This is a genomic window from Streptomyces roseolus (assembly GCF_014649855.1).
GTDB classification, from domain to species: Bacteria; Actinomycetota; Actinomycetes; order Streptomycetales; family Streptomycetaceae; genus Streptomyces; species Streptomyces roseolus.
In genome coordinates this window covers 1312-24130 of sequence record NZ_BMTV01000031.1, presented here as the reverse complement: position 1 = coordinate 24130, position 22819 = coordinate 1312, and the positions used below count along the sequence as shown (strand labels likewise).

Here is a 22819-nt window from a genome sequence, read left to right as displayed (position 1 = left end):
TCAGGACCCGCACCCCGGCAACGTTAACGCCTGGCTACTTCTTGCCGGTCTTGCGCTCGACGGCCGCCTTGACCAGGCCCGCGAAGAGCGGGTGCGGGCGGGTCGGACGGGACTTCAGCTCCGGGTGTGCCTGGGTGGCGACCAGGTAGGGGTGGATCTCCTTCGGGTACTCGACGAACTCGACGAGCTTGTTGTCCGGGGAGGTGCCGGAGAAGACCAGACCGGCCTTCTTCTCCAGCTCGGCGCGGTACGCGTTGTTCACCTCGTAGCGGTGGCGGTGGCGCTCCTCGACGTACGGCTCGCCGGCGTAGGTCTCGCGGACGACGGAGCCCTCGGCGAGCTTCGCCGGGTAGAGGCCCAGACGCATCGTTCCGCCCAGGTCGCCGGCGCCCTCCACGTAGGCGAGCTGCTCCTCCATCGTGGAGACGACGGGGTGCGCGGTGGCCGGGTCGAACTCGGTGGAGTTCGCCTCGGGGATGCCCGCCAGGTTCCGGGCCGCCTCGATGACGATGCACTGGAGGCCGAGGCAGATGCCGAGCAGCGGCACCTTGTGCTCGCGGGCGTACTGGATGGCGCCGACCTTGCCGGAGACGCCGCGGTCGCCGAAGCCGCCGGGGATGAGGATGGCGTCGCAGTCGCCGAGCTGCTTCTCGGCGCCGGCCTGGGTCTTGCAGTCGTCGGAGGTGACCCACTTGACCTTGACCCGCGCCTTGTTGGCGAAGCCGCCGGCGCGCATGGCCTCGGTCACCGACAGGTAGGCGTCGGGCAGGTCGATGTACTTGCCGACGAGCGCGACGGTGACCTCGTGGTCGGGGTTGTGGACGCGGTCCAGGAGGTCCTCCCAGACGGTCCAGTCCACGTCGCGGAACGGCAGGTCGAGCTTGCGCACGACGTAGGCGTCGAGGCCCTCGGTGTGCAGCACCTTCGGGATGTCGTAGATCGACGGGGCGTCGATGGCGGCGACGACCGCGGCCTCGTCGACGTCGCACATCAGCGAGATCTTGCGCTTGATGGCGGTCGGGACCTCGCGGTCGGCGCGCAGCACGATCGCGTCGGGCTGGATGCCGATGTTGCGCAGGGCGGCGACCGAGTGCTGGGTCGGCTTGGTCTTCAGCTCGCCGGAGGGGCCGATGTAGGGCAGCAGCGAGATGTGCACGACGAAGACGTTGTCGCGGCCGACCTCGTGGCGGACCTGGCGGACGGTCTCCAGGAAGGGCAGCGACTCGATGTCGCCGACCGTGCCGCCGACCTCGGTGATGACGACGTCGACGTCGTCGGTGGCCATGCGGCGGATCCGCGACTTGATCTCGTTGGTGATGTGCGGGATGACCTGCACGGTGTCGCCGAGGTACTCGCCGCGCCGCTCCTTGGCGATGACCTGCGAGTAGACCTGGCCGGTGGTGACGTTGGCCGAGCCGTCGAGGTCGACGTCGAGGAAGCGCTCGTAGTGGCCGATGTCCAGGTCGGTCTCGGCGCCGTCGTTGGTGACGAACACCTCACCGTGCTGGAAGGGGTTCATCGTGCCCGGGTCGACGTTGAGGTACGGGTCGAGCTTCTGCATCGTGACCCGCAGGCCCCGGGCCTTGAGGAGCGCACCCAGGCTGGAGGCGGTGAGGCCCTTGCCGAGCGAGGAGGCGACACCCCCGGTGACGAAGATGTGCTTGGTCGTCGTGGATTTGGGCGGCATCGCCAAGAGGGGGCTCCCGTGGTCGCGTTCTGGAGGTGCGAAGCGGCATGCCCTCCGGAAGAATCGGGGGTGCCGTCGCTGCGGTTTCGGGGGTTTCGGCTGGCGCCGTTTCCCACCGGTCCACGGGGTACCAGGGTATCAGTGACATCAGGAGACCGCTTCCGGCCACACGGTCGGCGCGCCCGCCGACCGGGTGGGACGGGCCGCCGCGGGGCCGTCGTGCGCCGCCGGCGGGGCTCCGGGGGCGTATCGAAAGCAGCTGTTCACCCGAGTGGAGCAGCGCGTTGCACGGGCGATCACCACGGTCACTACTGTGCGGTCCATCCCGCCCGGCCGTGTCGCCGGGCGGCCGGCCGACGGCACCACCCCCGCCCGTGGAACCGGACCGGGAGCCCGTGTCGCCTCCCCTCGATCCGCTGCCGGAGCCGGCCATCCCGCACACTGGCACCGCGGGCACTCTCGCAACTCGCAACCCGCAACATCTGCTGCACGCGCCCCGAGGGGCGGACGGGCCGTTCGACTGGAGTGAAGCACGTGGCCGGGCGTATCGAGGATTACGCACTCATCGGGGACATGCAGACCGCGGCGCTGGTCTGCCGGGACGGCAGTGTCGACTGGCTCTGCCTCCCCCGCTTCGACTCGCACGCGGTCTTCGCGGGCCTGCTCGGCACCGAGGAGCACGGCTTCTGGAGAGTGGGACCGGCGGGACCCCCCGACGCCGAACCCGCCCCGGCGGACCGCCGCCGCTACCGGGGCGACTCGCTGATCCTGGAGTCCGAGTGGGACACCCCGCGCGGCACGGTCCGGGTGACGGACTTCATGCCGCCGCGCGACGGCGCCCCCCAGCTGATCCGGATCGTGGAGGGCGTCAGCGGCCGGGTGCGGATGCGCTCGGCGCTTCGGATGCGGTTCAGCTACGGCCGGATCGTGCCCTGGGTCCACAAGGTCGGCGAGCGGACGGTCGCGGTCGCCGGGCCGGACTCCGTCTGGTTCGACACCGACGCCGAGACCCACGGCGAGCACCTGACCACCTACTCCGAGTTCACCGTCACCCCCGGTGACCGGATCGCCTTCACCCTCTCCTGGCAGCCCTCGCACAAGGAGCCGCCGGCCCTGCCGGACCCGGAGGGCTCCCTGGAGGCGACCGCCGCCTTCTGGCACGACTGGGTGGGGCACTGCACGTACCACGGCCCCTACCGGGAGGCCGTGGTCCGCTCGCTGATCACCCTGAAGGCGCTGACGTACGCGCCGACCGGCGGGATCGTCGCCGCGCCGACGACCTCGCTGCCGGAGGAGATCGGCGGCGTACGGAACTGGGACTACCGCTACACCTGGCTGCGGGACGCGGCCATCACCCTCTCCTCGCTGCTGCGCACCGGCTACCGCGAGGAGGCCCGCGCCTGGCGGGACTGGCTGCTCCGCGCGGTCGCGGGCGACCCGGAGAACCTGCAGATCATGTACGGCATCGCGGGCGAGCGGGAGCTCGGCGAGGCGGAGCTGGACTGGCTGCCGGGGTACGAGAACTCCGGCCCGGTCCGGGTCGGCAACGGCGCGGCGAACCAGCTCCAGCTGGACGTCTACGGCGAGGTCGCCGAGGCCCTCCACCTCGCGCACATGACGGGCCTCTCCCGCAACGACTACGCCTCCCTGCTCCAGATCAAGCTGATCAACTACCTGGAGACCCACTGGGACCAGCCCGACGAGGGCATCTGGGAGGTCCGCGGCCCGCGCCGGCACTTCACCCACTCCAAGGTGATGGCCTGGGTGGCGGTCGACCGCACGATCAAGCTGATCGAGGCCGGGGACGCGGACGGCCCGCTGGAGCGCTGGCGGGAGCTGCGCGACGAGATCCACCGGGACGTCTGCGAGAAGGGCTACGACAAGGAGCGGAACACCTTCACCCAGTCGTACGGCTCCAAGGAGCTGGACGCCTCGCTGCTGCTGATCCCGCAGATGGGCTTCCTGCCGCCGGACGACAAGCGGGTGATCGGCACGATCGAGGCGATCCAGCGGGAGCTGTCCACCGAGGACGGCTTCGTGCTGCGCTATCCGACGGCCGGCGAGGAGGCGGGCGTCGACGGCCTGGAGGGTGACGAGGGCGCGTTCCTCGCCTGCTCGTTCTGGCTCGCCGACGACCTGGCGATGATCGGCCGGGTCGACGAGGCCCGCACCCTCTTCGAGAAGCTGCTCGCCCTCCGCAACGACCTGGGGCTGCTCGCCGAGGAGTGGGACCCCCGGCTCCAGCGGCAGGTCGGCAACTTCCCGCAGGCGTTCAGCCACGTCCCGCTGATCGACACGGCCCTGCGGCTGACGGCGAGCGGCGCGTACGGCGGCTGAGCGGCGGCCCCGGGGGCCCGGGCCTACGATGAAGAGGTGTTCTGGCCCCCGTACCGAAAGGGGGGCGGCCATGGCTCCCCACACCACCGTTCCGCCGAGCGCCCTGGCCGGGCTCCGCGAGGATCTGGCCGGTGAGGTGTACGTGCCCGGGGATCCGGGCTACGACGAGGCCAGGGCCGTCCACAACGGGATGATCGACCGGCGTCCGGCGGTCATCGCCCAGTGCGCGACCCAGGCCGACGTCGCCGACGCGATCCTCTTCGGCCGGGAGACCGGGCTGCCGATCGCGGTGCGCGGCGGCGGCCACAGCGTCGCCGGGGTCTCCGTCGTCGACGGAGCGCTCGTGGTCGACCTGCGCCGGATGCACGCGGTGGTCGCGGACCCGGAGCACCTGACGGTACGGGTCGAGGGCGGGGCGCTCATGAGCCACCTGGACCGCGCGACCCAGCCGTTCGGCCTGGCGACGACCGGCGGGCGGGTGTCCACGACCGGCGTCGGCGGTTTCGTGCTCGGCGGCGGCTCCGGCTGGCTGGAGCGGAAGTTCGGTCTGGCCTGCGACAACCTGCTCTCCGTCGAGCTGATCACGGCCGAGGGCGAGCACGTGGTGGCGAGCGCGGAGGAGAACCCGGAGCTGTTCTGGGCGCTGCACGGCGGCGGCGGCAACTTCGGCGTGGCGACCTCGCTGACGCTGCGGCTGCACGAGCTGCCGCACATGAGCATGGCGCTGCTGCTCTTCCCGCCCCGGTACGGCCCCGAGGTCGTGCGCGCCTACCGGGAGCTGGCCGGGTGGGCGCCGGACGAGATCGGGGGCGGGGTCATCTACTTCCCGGCCCCGCCGGAGCCGTTCGTGCCCGATCACCTGGTGGGGCAGCTGGTGTGCGGCGTGCTGGTGACGTGCGCGGGGCCGGTGTCCCGGCTCCGCGAGGTCGCCGAGTCGCTGGTGGCGCTCCGGCCGGTGGTGGAGGTCGTCGCCGACGTCCCGTACGCGGAGCTCCAGTGCATGATGGACGACCCGCCGGGGCTGCGGAACTACTGGTCGGCGGAGTATCTGAGCGGTTTCCCCGAGGAGGCCGTGGACGTCTTCTGCGCGCGCGGCGAGCGGATCCCGGCCGGGACGGCGACCCAGCACGTGCTCTTCATGATGGGCGGGGCGGTGGCGGCCGGCCCGTCCGGCCATCCGCTGCCGTGGCGGACCGCGCCGTGGGTGGTGCACCCGTTCGCGACCTGGGAGGACCCGGCGGACGACGGGCGGGCGGTGCAGTGGGTGCACGACGTCCGCGCGGACATGCGGCCGTGGACCACGGACGCCGTGTACCTCAACTTCATCGGGGCGGAGGGCGAGCGGCGGGTCGTCGCCGGGTTCGGCGAGGAGAACCTCCCCCGGCTCGCCGCCGTGAAGGCGGCCTTCGACCCCGACAACGTCTTCCGCCACAACCACAACGTCCGGCCGGCGGCCTGACCGCTACCGCAGGGCGTCGATCACCTCCCGCGCGGCCCGCTCGCCCTCGGTGGCGCCGCCCTCCATGAAGCCCTGGAAGTCGTAGGAGCAGTGCTCGCCGCCGATGTGGACGTTGCCCTGGGCGGTGCCCTCGTACCCGGCGTACCGGTGGAGGTAGCCCACCGGCCAGCAGGAGTACGCGCCGAGGGCGTTCGGGTTCTTGTGCCAGGCGGAGAGCTGGGCGCGGCCGTTCCAGGCCCGTGAGGTGCCGGGGAAGAAGGCGTCGACGCCGGTGAGGTAGCGGCTCACCAGGTTCCTCACGTACGGGTCGGACTCGGTGGAGAAGGGTCCGGCGGGGTCGAGGTTCCGGGCGAGGCCGCCGCCGTTGTACTGGATGAGGATGCCGCCGGTGCCGCCCTGGATCTTGGTGGTGTCCCAGGTCTGCTGGACGTCCAGGTCGGTGAAGCAGTCGCCGGCGGAGACCCCGGGCCAGGGGCCGGTGCCGCGCCAGGGGCGGGTGCCGAACTGCATGTTGAGCTTGGTGCAGTGGCCCATGCGGGCGTCCCGGAGGAGGTTCGTCATGAGCGGGTCGAAGCCGGCCCGGGTGAGGTCGAGCCGCTGGAGGACCGGCAGCGGGACGCACAGGACGGTGTGGTCGGCGGTGACGGTGCGGGTGGTGCCGCCCTCGGCGAAGGTCAGCGTCTGGGTGCCGTCGGCGTTGGCCCGTACGGCCTGGAGGGAGGAGCCCCTGCGGAGGGTTCCGGGCTTGAGGGCCGCGGCGATGGCGTTCGGGAGCCGGTCGTTGCCTCCGGTGATGTGGTAGCGCTCGTTGGACAGGCCCCAGACGTTGAAGTTGCCGGGATTGGTCTGGTAGCCCATGAGCAGGACGAGGGCGAGCGAGGACTGTTCGGTGGTGTCGGCGCCGTACTCGACGTTGTAGGCGACGTCGATGAACTTCCCCAGCGGCGAGGCGTGCCCGCCGGGGACGCGGCTCTCGATCCACTCGTACACCGACATGGTGTCGAGGGCGGTGCCGGTGGGGGTCGTCCGGTTCCAGGAGACCTCCCCCGCCTCCGACAGGTCGCGGCGCAGGGCCTGGTAGACGCCGTTGAAGTCCTCGTCGGCCTGGTGGCGCGGGTAGTAGCCGCCGTCGAACCAGAGGACCTCTTCGGCGCCGTTGGGGCCGCCGCCGAGGAAGTCCTCGACGGGGAGTCCGAAGCGGCGGCAGAGCTCCAGCATCTTCTTGTGGCCGGTGTCGATGAGCTCGCCGCCGATCTCGGAGGTCTGCCCGTAGGCCCAGTGGGCGCGCTGGGTCCAGATGCGGCCGCCGACGCGGGCCGGGTCGGCCTCGTGGAGGACGGGGGCGAGGCCCGCGTCCTGGAGGGTGAGGGCGGCGGTGAGTCCGGCGATGCCGGCGCCGACGACGACGATCCGGGCGTCGGACCGCACCGGAGGGTCGGGCACGGCGGCGACGGCGGGCGCGGCCGCGGCTCCCGCGGAGACCGCGACGCCGGCCGCGGCGGCGGCCTTGAGGAGGGTGCGGCGGCCGAGCGGGTCGCGGCGCAGGCCGCGCAGCTCGTCGACGGGCAGGCCGAGCCGGCGGGCGTCGGCGTGGTCGGCGGCGAGGCGGTTCAGGAGGTGCATCGGGTTGGTGCGTGCCATGGGGCGCTCCTGGAGGGTTGGCGGTGAGGGGTCAGCCGTGCGCTGCAGGTACGGGCTCCGCCTGCTCGTCGTCGCGTTCGGCGGCGTCCTCCAGGACGATCCGGCCGATGATCTCGTACCGCTCGGGGTGCCGGGCCTTCAGGTGGAAGCCGAGGGCGAGGCCGCCGAGGAAGACTCCGCCGACGATCCACGGGATCGCCTTGAAGAAGAGGGAGTCGGCGGCGAGCCCGGCCGCGGTCTCCATGTTGACGACGAGGAGGACGACGACGGCGGTCATGCCGATGCCGCCGAGGAGGGGCGCGGTGAGGGTCCTGAACCAGTGCCGGTCCTCGGGGTGGTTCCGGCGGAAGTAGCCGATGACGGCGAAGGAGCAGAGGGTCTGCACGATGAGGATCGCCATCGTGCCGAGGATCGCGAGCAGCGTGTAGAGGTGGATGTAGGGGTCCTGGCCGGTGAGCCAGAAGGCGCCGACGAGGACGACGGCGATGGCGCTCTGCGCGAAGGAGGCGAGGTAAGGGGAGGCGTGCTTGGGGTGGGTGCGGCCGAGGGCGGGGTGGAGGAAGCCCTCGCGGCCGATGGCGTAGAGGTAGCGCGAGGCGCACTGGTGGAAGGCCATGCCGCAGGCGAAGGAGCCGGTGAGCAGCAGCCACTGGAAGGCGTCGACGGCCCAGGCGCCGATGAAGGTGTGGGCCGGCGCGAAGAAGAGGTCGAGCGGGCTGCTGGAGGACGACAGCTCCACCGAGCCGGTGAGGCCGTTCCCGGCGATCGCCATCCAGGACACGTAGATGTAGAAGAGGCCGACGCCGACGACGGAGACGAGGGTGGCGCGGGGGATGACGCGCTTGGGGTCGCGGGACTCCTCGCCGTACATGGCCGTCGACTCGAAGCCGACCCAGGACCAGAAGGCGAAGAAGAGGCCGAGCCCGGCGGAGGCGCCGGTGAAGGCGTTCTTCGGGTTGATCGGCTCGACGGGGATGCCGTCGGGGCCGCCGCCGTGGACGAGGACGGCGGTGGCGACCGCGAAGAGGACGGCGATCTCCGCGATGAGCATGACGCCGAGGGCCTTGGCGGTCAGGTTGATGTCGAAGTACGACAGGACGGCCGTGACGGCCAGCATGGCGGCCGCGTACAGGATCCACGGCAGGTCGGCGCCGAGCTGGTCGGCGACGGTGGTCTTCGCGAAGTAGGCGAAGACGCCGACGATGGACGCCTCGAAGACGATGTACGCGAGGACGGCGAGCATGCCGGAGGCCATGCCGGCGATCCGGCCGAGGCCGTGCGAGATGTAGCCGTAGAAGGCTCCGGCGGCGGTGATCCGCTTGGCCATGGCCACGTAGCCGACGGAGAAGACGGTGAGGACGAGGGTGGCGAAGAGGTAGCCGGCGGGCGCGCCGGTGCCGTTGCCGAAGCCGACGGCGATGGGGAGGTTTCCGGTCATCGCGGTGATCGGCGCGGCGGTGGCCACGGCCATGAAGACGACGCCGACGAGCCCGACGGAGTTCGCCTTGAGCCGGTCGACGCGGGGCGCGGGCCCCTTGCTGGAGGTGTCTGCCATGGCGCGAGAGCATCCTCGGAAGTGATGTAGGCCACAAGCGACAGGTGGTCACACAATTCCCGCCACGACACGACGAGTTGCCGGTCCGTTGTACGAAGTGTCCGACCGGTTGACGATCGGGTGATGTCCGGGAAACACGGCGGGCGATACCGTCCGCCCATGGACACGCAGGGCGGCATCACCGTACAACGGGCACTCGAACTGCCGGGGCTCCGCAGCGGCCTTCCGGAGGTCGTCGCCGGGGCGGACCGGCTCCAGCGGACCGTGCGCTGGGTCCACGCCGGCGAGGTGCCGAACATCGCGTCCCTGCTGAAGGGCGGCGAGCTGCTCCTGACGACCGGCCTGGGCCTCGGCACCCGCCCGGCCGAGCAGCGGGCCTTCGTCCGCCGCCTCGCCGACCGCGGCATCGCCGCCCTCGTCGTCGAGCTCGGCCCGCGCTTCGCCCGGCTGCCGGCGACGATAGTGGAGGCCGCGCGGGCCGCCGGGCTGCCGCTCGTCCAGCTCCACCGCGAGGTCCCCTTCGTCGCCGTCACGGAGGAGATCCACACCGAGATCGTCAACGGCCACTACGCGCTCCAGCGGCGGGCCGAGGAGGTCCACCGGCAGTGCACCGAGGCGCTCCTCGGCGGCGGCGGGGTGCCCCAGGTCCTCCGGATCCTCTCCGACTTCGCCGCGAACCCGGTCTTCCTGGAGACCGCCGAGGGACAGCTCCTGTACGCGGCGGGCACCGAGTCCGGGCCCGCCGACCCGCTCCAGGTCTGGGACGGCCTCCGCGGCCGGCGCGCCGCCCGCGAGTCCGGGCCGCCGACCGGCACGGTCCTCGTCGACGTCCCCGGCGGGGGTCCCGGTACGGGCTCGGTGCGGGCCCGCCTCGTCCTCCTGGCGGTCTCCGGCGCCCTTTCCCCCGTCCACCGGATGGCCGCCGAGCGGGCGGCCGGACTCCTCGCCGTCGTCCTCATGCAGGCCCGGCAGGAGGAGGAGCTGGCGGCCCGGGGCCGCGGCGACTTCCTGACCGACCTGGCGGAGGGGCGGATCTCGGCCGAGGACGCCCCGGCGCAGGCCCGCGTCCTCGGCTTCCGCCCCGGCGACGGCCCGCTGCTCCCGGTCGTCATGCGGCTCGCCCCCGAACTGTCCCCGTCCGGCAGCTGGGCGCTGCTCGCCCGCGCCGTCCACGAGGAGCTGGCCGCCGTCGGCGTCCCCGCCCTCCTCGGCGTCCGCCCGGTCGAGGGCCGCGTCCCGCTCCTCCTGGGCCTGCGCTCGGAGTCGGAGCGGACGGCGGTCGCGGACCGGGTCGCGGCGGCGCTGCGGGCCGGCGTCGAACGGGCCGGCCTCGAAGGCGCCGGCGCGCATCCGCCGGTCGTGGTGGTCGGCATGGCCGGCGGCTGGGCGGCGGCGTCGGCGGGCCTGCGGCACGCGGCGGAGACGGCCACGGCGGCGCAGGGCCTGACGGACCGGCCCTGGTACGACGCCCGGCGCCTGGACATCGACCTGCTGCTGTGGCGGCTGCGCGACCACCCGGACCTGGCGGCCTTCGTCGACCGCGCGATCGGTCCTCTCCGCGACCACGACCGCGCCTCGCGGCCGCCGCTCCTCCCCACGCTGGAGACGTACCTGGCGCACGCGGGCCGCAAGGCGGAGACGGCTCGCGAGCTCCACCTCAACCGCCAGACGCTCTACAACCGCCTGGCCCGCATCTCCGAACTCCTCGGCACGGACCTGGACGACCCCCAGACGGTCCTGGCCCTCTCCCTGGCGCTCCGCGCGCGGCGGCACACGGCGTGACCCCCGGGCGGGCGCGCCGGGGCCGGGCCGTTCCCTTCGGATCGTGCCGGGCCCGCGACGCCCAGTGTCCCGAGTCGGAAGTCTTCAGGCAGATCTCTGCTTCGATCGGTCGGCGGTCGCGCCCGCTTCTCACCAGGGTGGGGCTCGACCTGGAACCGTCGGCCCGGAAGCCGGAGGCTGGGAGAACTACCCAGGAATCTCCGACTCAGGACACTAACGCGCCGCCGCGAGCTCGTCGTACACGCTCAGGACGTGCGCGATGGTGTCGTCCTCCGAGGGCCACGTCCCCGCCTGCACCCGTCCCGCCGCCGCGAGGTCCATCCGCCGCTCCGCGTCCTCCAGGAGGCCCCGCACCGCCGTGGCGAGCGCCGCCGCGTCCCCGTACGGCACCAGTTCCGCCGCGTCGCCGACGAGTTCCGGTACGCCTCCGACCGCGGTGGCGACCAGCGGCACGCCGAGCCGCAGCGCCTCCTGCGCGAGCAGGGACCGGGCCTCCCAGCGCGACGGCAGCACCGCGACGTCCGCCGCGGCGAGGAGTTCGGCGACGTCGTCGCGGCGCCCGATGAGCCGCGCGGCGAGGCCTTCCGCCACGATCCGCCGCTGCAGCGCGGCCCGTTCGCGCCCCTCGCCGGCGATGACGAGCAGCGGCTGCGGCTCCAGCTCCCGCCACTCCCGCGCCGCGTCGAGCAGCGTCCCGTACCCGCGCCCGGGTTCGAGCGCGCCGACGGCCATGAGCAGGGGCCGGTCGACGGCGCCGAGTTCGGCGCGGGCCTTGCCGTCGTGGAGGCAGACGGGCCCCCGCGCGGCGGGCACGGTGACGGGCGCGAGCCGGGCGTCGCGCGCCCCGCGCCGCCGGGCCCGGTCGACGAGTTCGGAGGAGGTCCCGAGGACGACGGCCGCGGCCCGTACGGTCCGGCGTTCCAGGAGCCGTACGAGCCCGGCCTTGGGCCCCTCGGCGTACGGCCGCCCGTGCCAGGTGGTGACGAGCGGGACGCGGGCGGGCCCGACGGCGCCGGAGACGGCGAGCGCGGCCCGGACGGAGGCGTGCAGTCCGTGCGCGTGGACGACGTCGGCGCCGATGCAGGCGTTGCGGAGCACGCCGACGGTCGCCGGGTCGTTGCGGCGCGGCAGCGGCACGACGTGCGCGCCGGCCCCGGAGTAGTCGTAGAGGCGGTCGAGTTCGGCCGGAGCGCACACGGTCACCCGGACGCCCCTCGCCACCAGCCCCGAGGCAAGTGATCGGACGTGAGCGCTGCTGCCCGCGCTGCCGCCGCCCAGCACTTGGACCGTACGGAGCTGTGTCACGCGCCCAAGGATGCCAGCCCCGGCGGCCACCCGTACGCACGTTCCGGCACCGACACCGCAACGTTCCCCGCCCGGCCGGGCGCCGGTCGCACGACCCCGCCCCCGGATTCACCCGTCCGGGCGAGCGCGCGCACACGACCCCGCGCGCCCCGGGCCGCCCGGGAGCCCCGCGCGGGGGACGCCTCAGGCATCCGCCCTGGCCGTGGCCAGCAGCTCCTCCGCGTGGGCCCGGGCGGTCTCGGAGTCCTCCTGGCCCGCGAGCATGCGGGAGAGTTCGCGGACCCGCTCCTCGCCCTCCAGGACGGTGACGCCGGACCGGGTCACCGAGCCGTCGTTGGTCTTCTCCACCAGCAGCTGCCGGTCGGCGAAGGCGGCCACCTGCGGCAGGTGGGTGACGACGACGACCTGCGCGGTGCGGGCCAGCTTGGCGAGCCGGCGGCCGATCTCCACGGCCGCCTTGCCGCCGACGCCGGCGTCGACCTCGTCGAAGAGGTACGTCGGCACCGGGTCGACCCCGGCGAAGACCACCTCGACGGCGAGCATGACCCGCGACAGCTCACCGCCGGACGCGCCCTTGGCGATGGGCCGGGGCGGCGCCCCCGGGTGCGGGGCGAGCAGCAGTTCGACCTCGTCGACGCCGGACGGCCCGTACGCGACCCACCGCCCGCCGACCAGGACGCCGTTCGCCTCGTCGGCCGCCTCGGTCTGCCGGATGTCGAAGGACACGCGCGCGTGCGGCATCGCCAGCGAGGCCAGTTCGGCGGTGACCGCCCCGGCGAACCGGTCCGCGGCCTCCACGCGGGCGTCGGTGAGCCGCTGCGCGAGGACGGACAGCTCGTCGCGGAGCCTGTCCCGCTCGGCGGTCAGCTCCCCGATCCGCTCGTCGTCGCCGTCGAGCTCCCCGAGCCGCTCCGCGCTCTCCTCCGCCCACGCCAGGACGGCCGTGACGGACTCGCCGTACTTCCGGGTGAGCTGGGTGAGCGCCGCCCGCCGCTCCTCGACCGCGGCGAGCCGCAGCGGATCGGCGTCCAGGTCGTCGGCGTACCCGGCCAACTCCTGCGCCACGTCGGCGAGCAGGATGGAGATCTCCCCCGTCCGGTCGGCGAGCGCGGCGAGCGCCGGGTCGTGCGCGCGCACGGCCTCCAGGGCCCGCCCCGCCCCGCCGACGAGCGTGGTCGCGTCGACGGACTCGGGGTCCTCCGGGTTCCCGGCGAGCGCGGCGTGCGCGAGCGCGGCGGCGGAGGCCAGCGCCTCGGCGTGCCCGAGCCGCTCGGCCTCGGCGGCCAGCTCCTCGTCCTCGCCGGGCCGCGGCGCGACGGCCTCGATCTCGGCGAGCCCGAAGCGCAGCAGATCGGCCTCCTGGGCTCGCTCACGTGCCCGGGTGGTGATCTCGTCCAGTTCGGTGGTGACGGCCCGCAGCCGGCGGTACGCCTCGCCGTAGGCGGCGAGCGGACCGGAGACGGCCTCGCCGGCGTACCGGTCGAGGGCGCCGCGCTGCCGGGCGGGCTTCAGCAGTCCCTGCTGGTCGGTCTGGCCGTGGACGGCGACGAGTTCGTCGGCGAGCTCGGCGAGCAGCCCGACGGGCACCGAACGCCCGCCGAGGTGGGCCCGCGAGCGCCCCTCGGCGGAGACCGTGCGGGTCACGAGCAGGGCGCCCTCGTCGAGCTCCGCCCCGGCCTCCTGGGCCCGCACGGCGGCGGCGGCGCCGGGCGGCAGGGTGATCCGCCCCTCGACGACCGCCGAGCCCGCCCCGATCCGTACGAGGGCCGGGTCGGCCCGGCCGCCGAGCAGCAGCCCCAGGCTCGTGACGACCATGGTCTTGCCCGCGCCGGTCTCACCGGTCACCGCGGTGAAGCCGGGCGACAGCTCGACCACCGCGTCGTCGATGACCCCGAGCGACCGTATCCGCATCTCCTCCAGCACGCCCCAGACCATACGAGGTTTCCGTGCCGGGACGCGACATCACCCCCGCCTCGGGGTGGTCACCGGGGGTCGGTGGGGCGGATCAGTGGGGCGCGCCCCGCCAGCCGGAGACCGGCAGCGCGAACTTGGCGACGAGCCGGTCGGTGAAGGAGGCGTGGTGGAGCCGGGCGAGCCGGACGGGAACCTCGCCGCGCCGGACCTCGACCCGGGCGCCCGAGGGCAGCTCGACGGTCCGCCGCCCGTCGCACCACAGCACGCCGTGCGGGGTGTGCGGCTCGACCTCGACGGCGAGGACCGAGTCGGGGGTGGTGACGAGCGGCTTGGCGAAGAGCGCGTGCGCCCCGATCGGCACCATGAGCAGCGCCTCCACCTCGGGCCAGACGACCGGGCCGCCGGCCGAGAAGGCGTACGCGGTCGAGCCGGTCGGCGTCGCGCAGATCACCCCGTCGCAGCCGAAGCCGGTCACCGGGCGCCCGTCGATGGCGAGGACGACCTCCAGCATCCGCTCCGGGGACACCTTCTGGACGGCCGCCTCGTTGAGCGCCCAGTCGCGGTGCAGGACGTCCCCGTTCTGGTAGACGGCCACGTCGAGGGTCATCCGCTCCTCGACCTCGTACGCCTTGGTGACGACCCGGTCGACGACCTTGTCGAGGTCGTCGCGCTCGGCCTCGGCGAGGAAGCCGACCCGGCCGAGGTTGACGCCGAGCATGGGGACGCCGGAGGCCCGGGAGAACTCGGCGCCGCGCAGCAGTGTCCCGTCACCGCCGAGGACGATGATCAGTTCGCAGCCGTCGAGCGCCTCGGGGCATTCGTCCGGGATCCGCTCCACGGAGGGCGGCAGCGGCAGGTCGGCCGCCTCCGCCTCCAGGACGCGGACGCCGATGCCGCTGCGCAGCAGCCCCAGGACGACGAGTTCGGCGCTGCGCACGGCGGCCGGCCGGCCGGTGTGCGCGAGCAGCAGGACGGTGCGTGGTGCCTGTGGTGCCGCTGTCTCTGTCAACGAGGTCCCTCCGCCACGGCTCGGTCGACATCCGCCGGATCGAGTGCGGGCGCTCCGGCCCGCAGCCACAGAAAGTACTCGACGTTCCCGGAGGGCCCGGGCAGTGGGCTGGCGGTGACGCCGAGCACGCCGAGTCCCAGCTCGGCGGCCTGTCGTGCGACGTTCTTCACGGCGTCGGCGCGCAGCTCGGTGCTGCGCACGACACCGCCGGAGCCGAGCCGCTCCTTACCCACCTCGAACTGCGGTTTCACCATCAGGACGAGGTCGGCGCCGGGTGCGGTGCAGGCGGCGAGCGCGGGCAGCACGAGGCCGAGCGGGATGAAGGAGAGGTCTCCGACGACGAGGTCGACGGGGATCCCGTCGATGGCGTCCAATGTCAACTCGCGCACGTTGGTCCGGTCCTTGACGGTGACCCGCTCGTCGCTCTGGAGCGACCAGGCGAGCTGTCCGTAGCCGACGTCGACGGCGACGACGTGCGCGGCGCCCGCGCGCAGCAGCACGTCGGTGAAGCCGCCGGTGGAGGCCCCGGCGTCGAGCGCCCGGCGGCCCTCGACGACGAGCCCGAGCGGGACGAAGGCGGCGAGGGCGCCGGCGAGCTTGTGGCCGCCGCGCGAGACGTAGTCGGGATCGGAGTCGTCCGGGGAGACGACGATCGCCGCGGCGGTCTCGACCTGGGTGGCGGACTTGGTGGCGACGGTCTTGCCGACGGTCACCCGGCCGGCGGCGATCAGCTGGCCGGCGTGCTCGCGCGAGCGGGCGAGTTTGCGCCGGACCAGCTCGGCGTCGAGTCGGCGGCGTGCCACTCCTGCCACGTTGGGTTCAGCTCCTGGGGTCGTGCGGACGGGGTGCGGAGGCGGGGTGCGCGTCGAGCGAGGTCAGCTCGGCGCGCAGGCCTCGGTGTACATCCTCGTACACCGCGAGGTGTCCGTCCGCCGTGAGGCGGTCGGTCTCGGCGAGACGCTCCAGGAGCGCGTCGACGGCCGGCAGTCCGGTGGGCTCCCGGCCGACCCCCAGCGGCGCCGCCGCGGCGGGCCCGTCCGCCGCCGGATCCGTACCGGCGTCCGTCATCGCTTCGCTCATGCCCCGACGCTACCGCGAAGCCCTGGGGTACGGTCGACGGCGATGGCGACGATCACGGAGTGCCGCGAGGCGCTCGACAAGCTGGCGGACAGGCTCGCGGGGGCGGACGGCTCCATGAAGGGCGCGGCCGCGCTCGACCGCACCCTGAGCTGCCACCTCACGGACCTGGACACGACCTTCACCGGCCGGCTCGCGGGCGGCCGGATGCTCGTGGATTCCACGGTGGCGGGACCGCCGCCGGAGAAGGCGCAGATCCGTCTCAGGATGACCGGCGACGACCTGGTCGCGATGGTGGAGGGCCGGCTGCACTTCGCGAAGGCCTGGGCCTCCGGCCGGGTCGGCCTGGAGGCCGGCTTCCGCGACCTGCTGCGGCTGCGCTCACTTCTGTAGCACGGCCTCCTGGCCCTCGGCGGACTCCTTCGCCGGGCCTTCCGCCGGCCCCTGGGCCGGGAGGGACCGCCTGGCGCGCGCCTGCCGCCCGGCGGGGACGACGAGCGGGGTGCCCGTCTCCGGGTCCTCGATGACCTGGCAGCGCAGCCCGAAGACCCGCTCGACCAGCTCCGCGGTCACCACCTCCGACGGCGGGCCCTCGGCGACGACCTCGCCGCCGCGCACCGCGATGAGGTGGGTGGCGTACCGGGCCGCGTGGTTGAGGTCGTGCAGGACGGCGACGAGCGTCCGCCCCTGGGTCTCGTGCAGCTCGGCGCAGAGGTCGAGGACGTCGATCTGGTGCTGGATGTCGAGGTACGTGGTCGGCTCGTCGAGCAGCAGCAGCGGGGTCTGCTGGGCGAGGGCCATGGCGATCCACACCCGCTGGCGCTGGCCGCCGGAGAGCTCGTCGACGAAGCGGTCGGCGAGTTCGGCGACGCCGGTGGACTCCATCGACTCCTGGACGATCCGCTCGTCCTCCGGCGACCACTGGCGCAGCAGCCCCTGGTGGGGGTAGCGGCCGCGGGCGACGAGGTCGGCGACGGTGATGCCGTCGGGCGCGATCGAGGACTGCGGCAGCAGGCCCAGCGTCCGGGCGACCTTCTTCGCCGGCAGGGAGTGGATGGACTGCCCGTCGAGCAGCACCCGGCCCTCGGTGGGCTTGAGCATCCGGGACAGGGCGCGCAGCAGGGTCGACTTGCCGCAGGCGTTGGGCCCGACGATGACGGTGAAGGAGTGGTCGGGGATCTCGACGGACAGGTCGCGGGCGATGACCCGCTGCTCGTACGCGAGGGTGACCGACTCGGCCCCGAGCCGCTGCCGCTGCCGATCGCTCATGGGGGTACTCCTGGTGTCCTGGTTCGGGTGGTCCTGGGGCGCGCTCATATCCGGCCCGCCTTGCGTTCGCTGACGAGCAGCCAGAGGAGGTAGCAGCCGCCGAGGATGCCGGTGACGACGCCGACGGGCAGCTGCCGGTCGCCGAAGGCGTTGCCGGCGATCCAGTCGGCGCTCAGCAGCAGCGCGGAGCCCATGACGGCGGAGACCGCCAGGTTCGGGCCGGGCGCGCGGGTCAGCCGGCGGGCCAGCTGCGGGGCGCTGAGGGAGACGAAGACGATCGGCCCGGCCGCCGAGGTGGCGACGGCGACGAGCAGCACGGCGGAGGCCATCAGCACGATCCGGGTCCGCTCGACCTTCACGCCGAGCGCGTACGCCGCGTCGTCGCCCATCTCCAGCATCCGCAGCGCCCGGCCGTGGCCGAGGACCAGCGGCACGAGCACGCAGCAGACGGCGAGCAGCGGCCAGAACTGGGTCCAGTCACGGCCGTCGAGGGAGCCGGTCATCCACACGGTGGCGCGGGTGGCGTCCACCAGGTTGGCCTTGGTGATGAGGTAGTGGATGACGGAGGTGAGCATGGCGGCGGCGCCGATGCCGACGAGCACCAGGCGGTAGCCGTGCACGCCCCGCTTCCAGGCGAGCAGGTAGATCACGGCGCCGGTGAGGACGCCGCCGACGACGGCCCCGAGGGCGGTGGCGACCGCGCTGCCCTGGAAGAGGACGATCACGGCGAGCGCGCCGACGGTGGCGCCCTGCCCGAAGCCGATGACGTCGGGGCTGCCGAGCGGGTTGCGCGAGATCGACTGGAAGACCGCCCCGCCGAGGGCGAGCGCGGCACCGACGAAGATCGCGACGAGGACCCGCGGGAGCCGCAGCTCCATCACCGCGAACTCCTGGACGACGGTCCCCCGGCCGATCAGGGTGTCGAGGACCTCGCCCGGGGTCATGGGGAAGTCGCCGGTGCAGACGAGGACGGTGCCGACGGCGAGGGTGAGCAGGATCAGCCCGAGGCCGGAGAACGCGGCCCGCGGCGCGTACCGTACGGAGACTCCGCCGCCGGTCCGCAGGGTCTTGGTGGTCACAGCTGGGCCATCCTCTTGCGGCGTACGAGTCGGATGAAGACGGGCCCGCCGACGAGGGCCGTCACGATGCCGACCTGGAGTTCGGCGGGCCGGACGACGACCCGGCCGAGGACGTCGGAGCCGAGCAGCAGCACGGGCGCGAGCACCGCGGCGTATGGCAGGATCCACCGCATGTCGGGCCCGGTGATCGCGCGCACCATGTACGGCACCATCAGGCCGAGGAAGACGATCGGCCCGCAGGCGGCGGTCGCGGCCCCGCACATCAGGGTGACGGCGAGCATGGCGACGACGCGGGTCCGGTTGATGTGGACGCCGAGCGCGCGGGCCGAGTCCTCGCCCATCTCCATGGCGTTGAGCGGCCGGGCGATCCCGAGCGCCAGCACGGCGCCGACGAGGATGAACGGCGCGACCCGGCCGACGGTCTCCATGTCGGCGGAGGCCAGCGAGCCGACGGTCCAGAAGCGGAGCCGGTCGAGGGCGGCCGAGTTCAGCAGCTGCACGGCGTTGACGAAGCCGTACAGGGCGGCGGTGGCGGCGGTGCCGGCGAGCGCGAGGCGCACCGGCGTCGCGCTGCGGCTGCCCCCGAGCACGTACACGACCACCGAGACGACGGCGGCGCCGACGAAGGCGAACCACACGTAGTCGCGGACGTCGGTGACGCCCAGGAAGGCGATGGCCGAGACGACGGCGGCGGCCGCGCCCGCGTTGACCCCGAGCAGCCCGGGCTCCGCCAGCGGGTTGCGGGTCAACCCCTGCATCACGGCGCCGGCCAGGCCGAGCGCCAGACCGACGAGCAGCCCGAGCAGGGTGCGCGGCACGCGCACGTCGTGGATGACGACGTCGTTGCCGACACCGCTGTTGTGGAACAGCCCGTGCCACACGTCACCGATCGGCACCGGCTTGGCACCGATCATGATGCTGAGGACACAGACAAGCAGCAGGGCACCGACGGCTGCGAGCAGCCCGAGGGCGCGCACGGAATTCCGGCGCTTCGGGGTCTGCCCGGACTTCACCGGCTCCGCGCTCGTACGGGAGGGACTCTCGACCAACACGGAGTTAGGTTAGCCTACCCAATATTGATCTAGCAGCGGCCGACGGTCACGAATCCGGAAAGCCCCCTTCCCGACCAGCCTCTCCCCCGGCCTCTTCCCCTACAGCCCGAGCCGGGCGAGCGCCTTCCCCGCGTCGAGCCCGCACGCCCCGGACCCGGCCGACGTCCACGCCGCCCCGCACAGCGCCCGCAGCCCGTCGAGCACGTCGGAGTCCTCGCCGCCCTCGCCCTCGGCTCCCTCCAGGACGAGCGCGCCCCCGCCCGCCGAGGCCCGCCACCCGCCGCACCGGAAACCGCCGTCCGCCTCGGCCACGACCTCCGGCTGCCCCCCGAGCAGCCCCCGCAGGTCCGCCGCCACGTACGTCGGCCGGTGCTCCGGCACGGCCGCGAGCAGCGTCGCCGCGTCGGTGACCCCGGTCAGCACGAGCAGCGAGTCGACCCCGCCGTGGAAGGCGCCCTCGATGTCGGTGTCCAGCCGGTCGCCGACGACGAGCGGCCGCCGCGCCCCGGTCCGCAGCACGGTCTCCCGGTGCATCGGCGGCTGCGGCTTCCCCGCGACCTTCGGCTCGGCCCGCCCGCCGGTGGCGATCCGCACGACCTCGACGGCGGCGCCGTTCCCGGGCCCGATCCCCCGCGCGCCCGGGATCGTCAGGTCGGTGTTGGAGGCGTACCAGGGCACGCCCCTCCCGATCGCGTACGCCGCCTCCGCGAAGCGGCCCCAGGCCATGTCCGGCCCGCCGTACCCCTGCACGACGGCCACCGGCCCGTCGTCGGCCGACTCGACCGGCACGAGCCCCCGCTCGCGCAGCGCCACCCGCAGCCCCTCGCCGCCGACGACGAGCACCCGGGACCCGGCCGGCACGTCCTCCGCGACGAGCCGCGCCACGGCCTGCGCCGAGGTCACGACGTCGCCCGGCTCGGCCGGCACCCCGAGCTCGGTGAGGTGCGCGGCCACCGCGTCCGGCGTCCGCAGCGCGTTGTTCGTCACGTACGCCAGCCGCATCCCGCGGTCGCGCGCCGCCCCGAGCGCCTCGACCGCGTACGGGATCGCCGCCCCGCCCGCGAAGTACACGACCCCGTCGAGGTCGAGCAGCGCCGTGTCGTACGCCTCGCTCAGCGCGGCCCCGCTGCCACCGGGCCGAAGCCTCTCCGTCCGCCGCTCCTGGCCGTCTCGCGCCATGACCACCCGCTCCTCACTCGCACCGGTCCGTCCCCGCTCCCCGATCATCGCTCATGTCCGCCGCCCGCCTACCATTGCGAGATGAACACCTCAGGTCACGCGGCCGACGCCGTCCGCGACGACACGGCGGGACTGCGCCTGCGTCCGTTCCGCGGCATCCGGTACGTCCCCGAGCGGGTCGGCAGCCTCGCGGCCGTCACCTCCCCGCCCTACGACGTCGTCGTACGACCTGACGGACTGCTCCACCTGGAGTCCGCCGACCCCCACAACATCGTCCGGCTGATCCTCCCCCAGGCGGTCACGGCGGGCACCCGCCACCGCAAGGCCGCGGTGACGATGGACCGCTGGCTCGCCGACGGCGTCCTCGCCCCCGACCCGGCCCCCGCCCTGTACGTGTACGAACAGCGGGGCGACGGCGTCCTCCAGCGCGGCGTCATCGGCGCCCTCGAACTGTCCGCCCCCGACGAGGGGATCGTCCTCCCCCACGAGGACGTCATGCCGCACGTCGTCGAGGACCGCGCCGCCCTGATGCGCACGACGGCCGCCAATCTGGAGCCGCTGCTCCTCACCTACCCGGGCGACGGCGACGGGGCCGACGCGGTGATCGAGCGCACGGTCCTGGGCGAGCCGCTGCTCGCGACGACCACCGAGGACGGCTTCCACCACCGCCTGTGGGCGGTCACGGACCCGGCCGAGCAGGCGACGGTCGCGGCCGAACTCGCCCGTCACCAGGCGCTCATCGCGGACGGGCACCACCGCTGGGCGACCTATCTGCGGCTGCGCGACGAGCATCCCTCTCCCGGGCCCTGGAACCAGGGCCTGGTCCTCCTCGTCGACACGGCCCGCTACCCCCTGCGGGTCCGCGCGATCCACCGCCTCCTGAGCCGCCTGCCGGTCGCGGACGCCCTCGACGCCGTCGGCGACGCCTTCCGCGTCCGCCGCCTCCAGGGCCCCCTGCCGGAGGCCCTGGAGGCCCTCGCCGAGGCCGCCGCCGAGGGCAACGCCTTCCTCCTCGCCGGCGACGGCGCCTTCCACCTCCTGGACCGCCCGGACCCGGCGCTGCTGGCCCGCACGGTCCGCGCCGACCGCCCGGAGGCCTGGCGCACCCTGGACGCGACGGTCCTGCACGCCACGCTCCTGGAGCACCTGTGGCACGTTCCGGACGCCCCCGAGGACATCGCCTACATCCACGACACGGCGGCGGCCGTCGCCCAGGCCGAGCGCCGCGGCGGTACGGCGGTCCTGATGCACCCGGTCCGGGAGGAGGTCGTCCGCGACCTGGCCCGCCAGGGCGTCACGATGCCCCGCAAGTCGACCTCCTTCGGGCCCAAGCCGGCCACGGGCCTGGTCCTCCGCAGCCTCGCCCTCGGCTGACCCGCGGACGGAACGCGGAAGGGGCGGCACCCGACGGGTGCCGCCCCTTCCTCATGTCACCGGACCTCAGCCGGCGTCGCCCTGACGCTCGTCGTCCTCGTCCTCGTCGTCCTCACGCTCGTCGGCCGGGCCGGCGTCGGACGCGACCGCGTCCGTCTCGTCCTCGTCCTCGTCCTCGTCGTCGAAGGCGTCGACGAACTCGACCCCGTCCAGCTCGGCGAGCCGGTCGGAGGCGTCCGTGGCCCCGTCCTTGTCGGCCTCCAGGGCCTTGGCGAACCACTCGCGGGCCTCCTGCTCCCGCCCGGCGGCGAGCAGGGCGTCGGCGTAGGCGTACCGCAGCCGCGCGGTCCACGGGTGGTTGGCGTTGGACGCCAGCTCGGGGCTCTGCAGGGTCACGATGGCGGCGTCGAGCTGCCCCATGTCCCGGCGGGCGCCGGCGGCGACGAGCCGCATCTCGACCTGCCCGGCCTTGTCGAGCTTCTGCACCTCGGGCTCACCGGCCATGGCGAGCGCCCGCTCGGGCCGGCCGAGGCCGCGCTCGCAGTCGGCCATGACGGGCCACAGGTCCACGCCGCCGCTCATCCGCCGCGCGGCCCGGAACTCGGCCAGTGCCTCGGCGTACTTCTGGTTGGCGTACGCGGCGAAGCCGGCGGCCTCGCGGACGGCGGCGACGCGCGAGGCGAGCCGCAGGGCGACCCGGGAGTAGCCGTAGGCCTTCTCCGGGTCCTCGTCGATCAGCTGCGCGACCATGACGAGGTTGCGGGCCACGTCGTCGGCGAGCCCCTTGGGCAGGCTCATCAGCTCCTGGCGCACGTCGGGGTCGATCTCCTCACCGGTAACCTCCGGCGGGATCGGCAGCCGCTTGAGCGGCGCGCGGTCGCTCCGCTCCCGGTCGCCACGGTCGTCCCGGCGCCCGTAACCGCCCCGGTCGTCCCGCCCGCGGTACCCACCGCGGTCGCCGCCCCGGTCGTCCCGTCCACGGAACCCACCGCGGTCACCGCGGTCGTCACGGCGGAAGCCGCCGCCACCGCCCCGGTTGTCGTCACGGCGGAAGCCGCCACCGCGCTGGTCGCCACCACGGTCGTCACGGGAGTACGACG

General features: G+C 73.9%; 18 protein-coding genes. 5 read left to right on the top strand and 13 right to left on the bottom strand.

All coding sequences use genetic code 11. The features are described 5' to 3' along the window. Window positions 1-34: 34 nt before the first annotated feature. Window positions 35-1687, bottom strand: a complete 1653-nt coding sequence (pyrG, locus tag IE245_RS29965) for a CTP synthase (protein ID WP_189953234.1) — start codon at window positions 1685-1687, stop codon at window positions 35-37. A gap of 534 nt (window positions 1688-2221) precedes the next feature. On the opposite strand from pyrG, the gene IE245_RS29960 reads away from it, so the two are divergent. Then, window positions 2222-4024 (top strand): glycoside hydrolase family 15 protein, encoded by a 1803-nt coding sequence (locus IE245_RS29960; protein ID WP_189953232.1) that lies wholly within the window; start codon window positions 2222-2224, stop codon window positions 4022-4024. A 70-nt stretch (window positions 4025-4094) separates the two neighbouring features. Next, complete coding sequence (locus IE245_RS29955; protein WP_189953229.1) at window positions 4095-5483, top strand: FAD-binding oxidoreductase; 1389 nt, start codon at window positions 4095-4097, stop codon at window positions 5481-5483. Window positions 5484-5486: 3 nt separating this feature from the next. Here IE245_RS29955 and IE245_RS29950 read toward each other — a convergent pair whose 3' ends face one another. Continuing rightward, window positions 5487-7124: a flavin monoamine oxidase family protein gene (locus tag IE245_RS29950; protein ID WP_189953227.1), complete on the bottom strand. Its 1638-nt coding sequence runs from the start codon at window positions 7122-7124 to the stop codon at window positions 5487-5489. 31 nt (window positions 7125-7155) lie between these two features. Continuing rightward, complete coding sequence (locus IE245_RS29945) at window positions 7156-8679, bottom strand: APC family permease (protein ID WP_189953226.1); 1524 nt, start codon at window positions 8677-8679, stop codon at window positions 7156-7158. A gap of 159 nt (window positions 8680-8838) precedes the next feature. On the opposite strand from IE245_RS29945, the gene IE245_RS29940 reads away from it, so the two are divergent. Beyond that, window positions 8839-10461, top strand: a complete 1623-nt coding sequence (locus tag IE245_RS29940) for a PucR family transcriptional regulator (protein ID WP_189953224.1) — start codon at window positions 8839-8841, stop codon at window positions 10459-10461. A gap of 213 nt (window positions 10462-10674) precedes the next feature. Here the strand turns inward: IE245_RS29940 and IE245_RS29935 are convergent, their stop codons facing one another. The 5 genes from IE245_RS29935 to IE245_RS29915 form a co-directional block, all read right to left on the bottom strand. Continuing rightward, entirely contained in the window at window positions 10675-11766 is a 1092-nt protein-coding gene (locus IE245_RS29935; protein ID WP_189953222.1) for a glycosyltransferase family 4 protein, read from the bottom strand. A 183-nt stretch (window positions 11767-11949) separates the two neighbouring features. Continuing rightward, window positions 11950-13701, bottom strand: coding sequence for a DNA repair protein RecN (gene recN / locus IE245_RS29930; RefSeq protein ID WP_189953220.1), 1752 nt, complete (start codon window positions 13699-13701; stop codon window positions 11950-11952). A 70-nt stretch (window positions 13702-13771) separates the two neighbouring features. After that, a complete protein-coding gene (locus IE245_RS29925) occupies window positions 13772-14689 on the bottom strand; it encodes an NAD kinase (RefSeq protein WP_189953218.1) in 918 nt (305 codons plus the stop codon). Further along, on the bottom strand, window positions 14686-15501 hold the full coding sequence (locus tag IE245_RS29920; protein WP_189953216.1) for a TlyA family RNA methyltransferase: 816 nt from the start codon (window positions 15499-15501) through the stop codon (window positions 14686-14688). Before IE245_RS29920 ends, IE245_RS29925 begins: the two co-directional genes overlap by 4 nt. A 7-nt stretch (window positions 15502-15508) precedes the next feature. Then, the gene (locus tag IE245_RS29915; RefSeq protein ID WP_189953214.1) at window positions 15509-15769 is read right to left on the bottom strand and encodes a hypothetical protein; all 261 of its coding nucleotides are present in this window, start codon (window positions 15767-15769) and stop codon (window positions 15509-15511) included. A 42-nt stretch (window positions 15770-15811) separates the two neighbouring features. Between IE245_RS29915 and IE245_RS29910 the strand changes: the two genes are divergently transcribed. Continuing rightward, window positions 15812-16159, top strand: coding sequence for an SCP2 sterol-binding domain-containing protein (locus tag IE245_RS29910; RefSeq protein ID WP_189953212.1), 348 nt, complete (start codon window positions 15812-15814; stop codon window positions 16157-16159). Here the strand turns inward: IE245_RS29910 and IE245_RS29905 are convergent. The 4 genes from IE245_RS29905 to IE245_RS29890 all read right to left on the bottom strand — a co-directional run bounded on the left by IE245_RS29905 (window position 16148) and on the right by IE245_RS29890 (window position 20345). Further along, window positions 16148-17035, bottom strand: coding sequence for an ABC transporter ATP-binding protein (locus tag IE245_RS29905; protein ID WP_189953210.1), 888 nt, complete (start codon window positions 17033-17035; stop codon window positions 16148-16150). The genes IE245_RS29910 and IE245_RS29905 overlap by 12 nt on opposite strands. A gap of 44 nt (window positions 17036-17079) precedes the next feature. Continuing rightward, on the bottom strand, window positions 17080-18114 hold the full coding sequence (locus IE245_RS29900) for a FecCD family ABC transporter permease (RefSeq protein ID WP_189953208.1): 1035 nt from the start codon (window positions 18112-18114) through the stop codon (window positions 17080-17082). Beyond that, window positions 18111-19166: an iron chelate uptake ABC transporter family permease subunit gene (locus IE245_RS29895; RefSeq protein ID WP_189953205.1), complete on the bottom strand. Its 1056-nt coding sequence runs from the start codon at window positions 19164-19166 to the stop codon at window positions 18111-18113. The genes IE245_RS29900 and IE245_RS29895 overlap by 4 nt, the downstream gene beginning before the upstream one ends. Window positions 19167-19265: 99 nt before the next feature. Next, window positions 19266-20345 (bottom strand): HAD hydrolase-like protein, encoded by a 1080-nt coding sequence (locus IE245_RS29890; RefSeq protein WP_229851677.1) that lies wholly within the window; start codon window positions 20343-20345, stop codon window positions 19266-19268. 81 nt (window positions 20346-20426) lie between these two features. On the opposite strand from IE245_RS29890, the gene IE245_RS29885 reads away from it, so the two are divergent. Then, window positions 20427-21719 (top strand): DUF1015 family protein, encoded by a 1293-nt coding sequence (locus tag IE245_RS29885; RefSeq protein WP_189953202.1) that lies wholly within the window; start codon window positions 20427-20429, stop codon window positions 21717-21719. Between the two features lie 66 nt (window positions 21720-21785). Here the strand turns inward: IE245_RS29885 and IE245_RS29880 are convergent, their stop codons facing one another. After that, window positions 21786-22577: a tetratricopeptide repeat protein gene (locus IE245_RS29880; RefSeq protein ID WP_189953366.1), complete on the bottom strand. Its 792-nt coding sequence runs from the start codon at window positions 22575-22577 to the stop codon at window positions 21786-21788. Window positions 22578-22819: the final 242 nt, after the last annotated feature.

What these genes read in the sequence shown, in the direction of transcription:
- pyrG (WP_189953234.1), bottom strand. Translation starts at nt 1,687, where the DNA reads ATGCCGCCCAAATCCACGACGACCAAGCACATCTTCGTCACCGGGGGT.
- IE245_RS29955 (WP_189953229.1), top strand. Translation starts at nt 4,095, where the DNA reads ATGGCTCCCCACACCACCGTTCCGCCGAGCGCCCTGGCCGGGCTCCGC.
- IE245_RS29950 (WP_189953227.1), bottom strand. Translation starts at nt 7,124, where the DNA reads ATGGCACGCACCAACCCGATGCACCTCCTGAACCGCCTCGCCGCCGAC.
- IE245_RS29945 (WP_189953226.1), bottom strand. Translation starts at nt 8,679, where the DNA reads ATGGCAGACACCTCCAGCAAGGGGCCCGCGCCCCGCGTCGACCGGCTC.
- IE245_RS29940 (WP_189953224.1), top strand. Translation starts at nt 8,839, where the DNA reads ATGGACACGCAGGGCGGCATCACCGTACAACGGGCACTCGAACTGCCG.
- recN (WP_189953220.1), bottom strand. Translation starts at nt 13,701, where the DNA reads ATGGTCTGGGGCGTGCTGGAGGAGATGCGGATACGGTCGCTCGGGGTC.
- IE245_RS29915 (WP_189953214.1), bottom strand. Translation starts at nt 15,769, where the DNA reads ATGAGCGAAGCGATGACGGACGCCGGTACGGATCCGGCGGCGGACGGG.
- IE245_RS29910 (WP_189953212.1), top strand. Translation starts at nt 15,812, where the DNA reads ATGGCGACGATCACGGAGTGCCGCGAGGCGCTCGACAAGCTGGCGGAC.
- IE245_RS29905 (WP_189953210.1), bottom strand. Translation starts at nt 17,035, where the DNA reads ATGAGCGATCGGCAGCGGCAGCGGCTCGGGGCCGAGTCGGTCACCCTC.
- IE245_RS29890 (WP_229851677.1), bottom strand. Translation starts at nt 20,345, where the DNA reads ATGGCGCGAGACGGCCAGGAGCGGCGGACGGAGAGGCTTCGGCCCGGT.
- IE245_RS29885 (WP_189953202.1), top strand. Translation starts at nt 20,427, where the DNA reads ATGAACACCTCAGGTCACGCGGCCGACGCCGTCCGCGACGACACGGCG.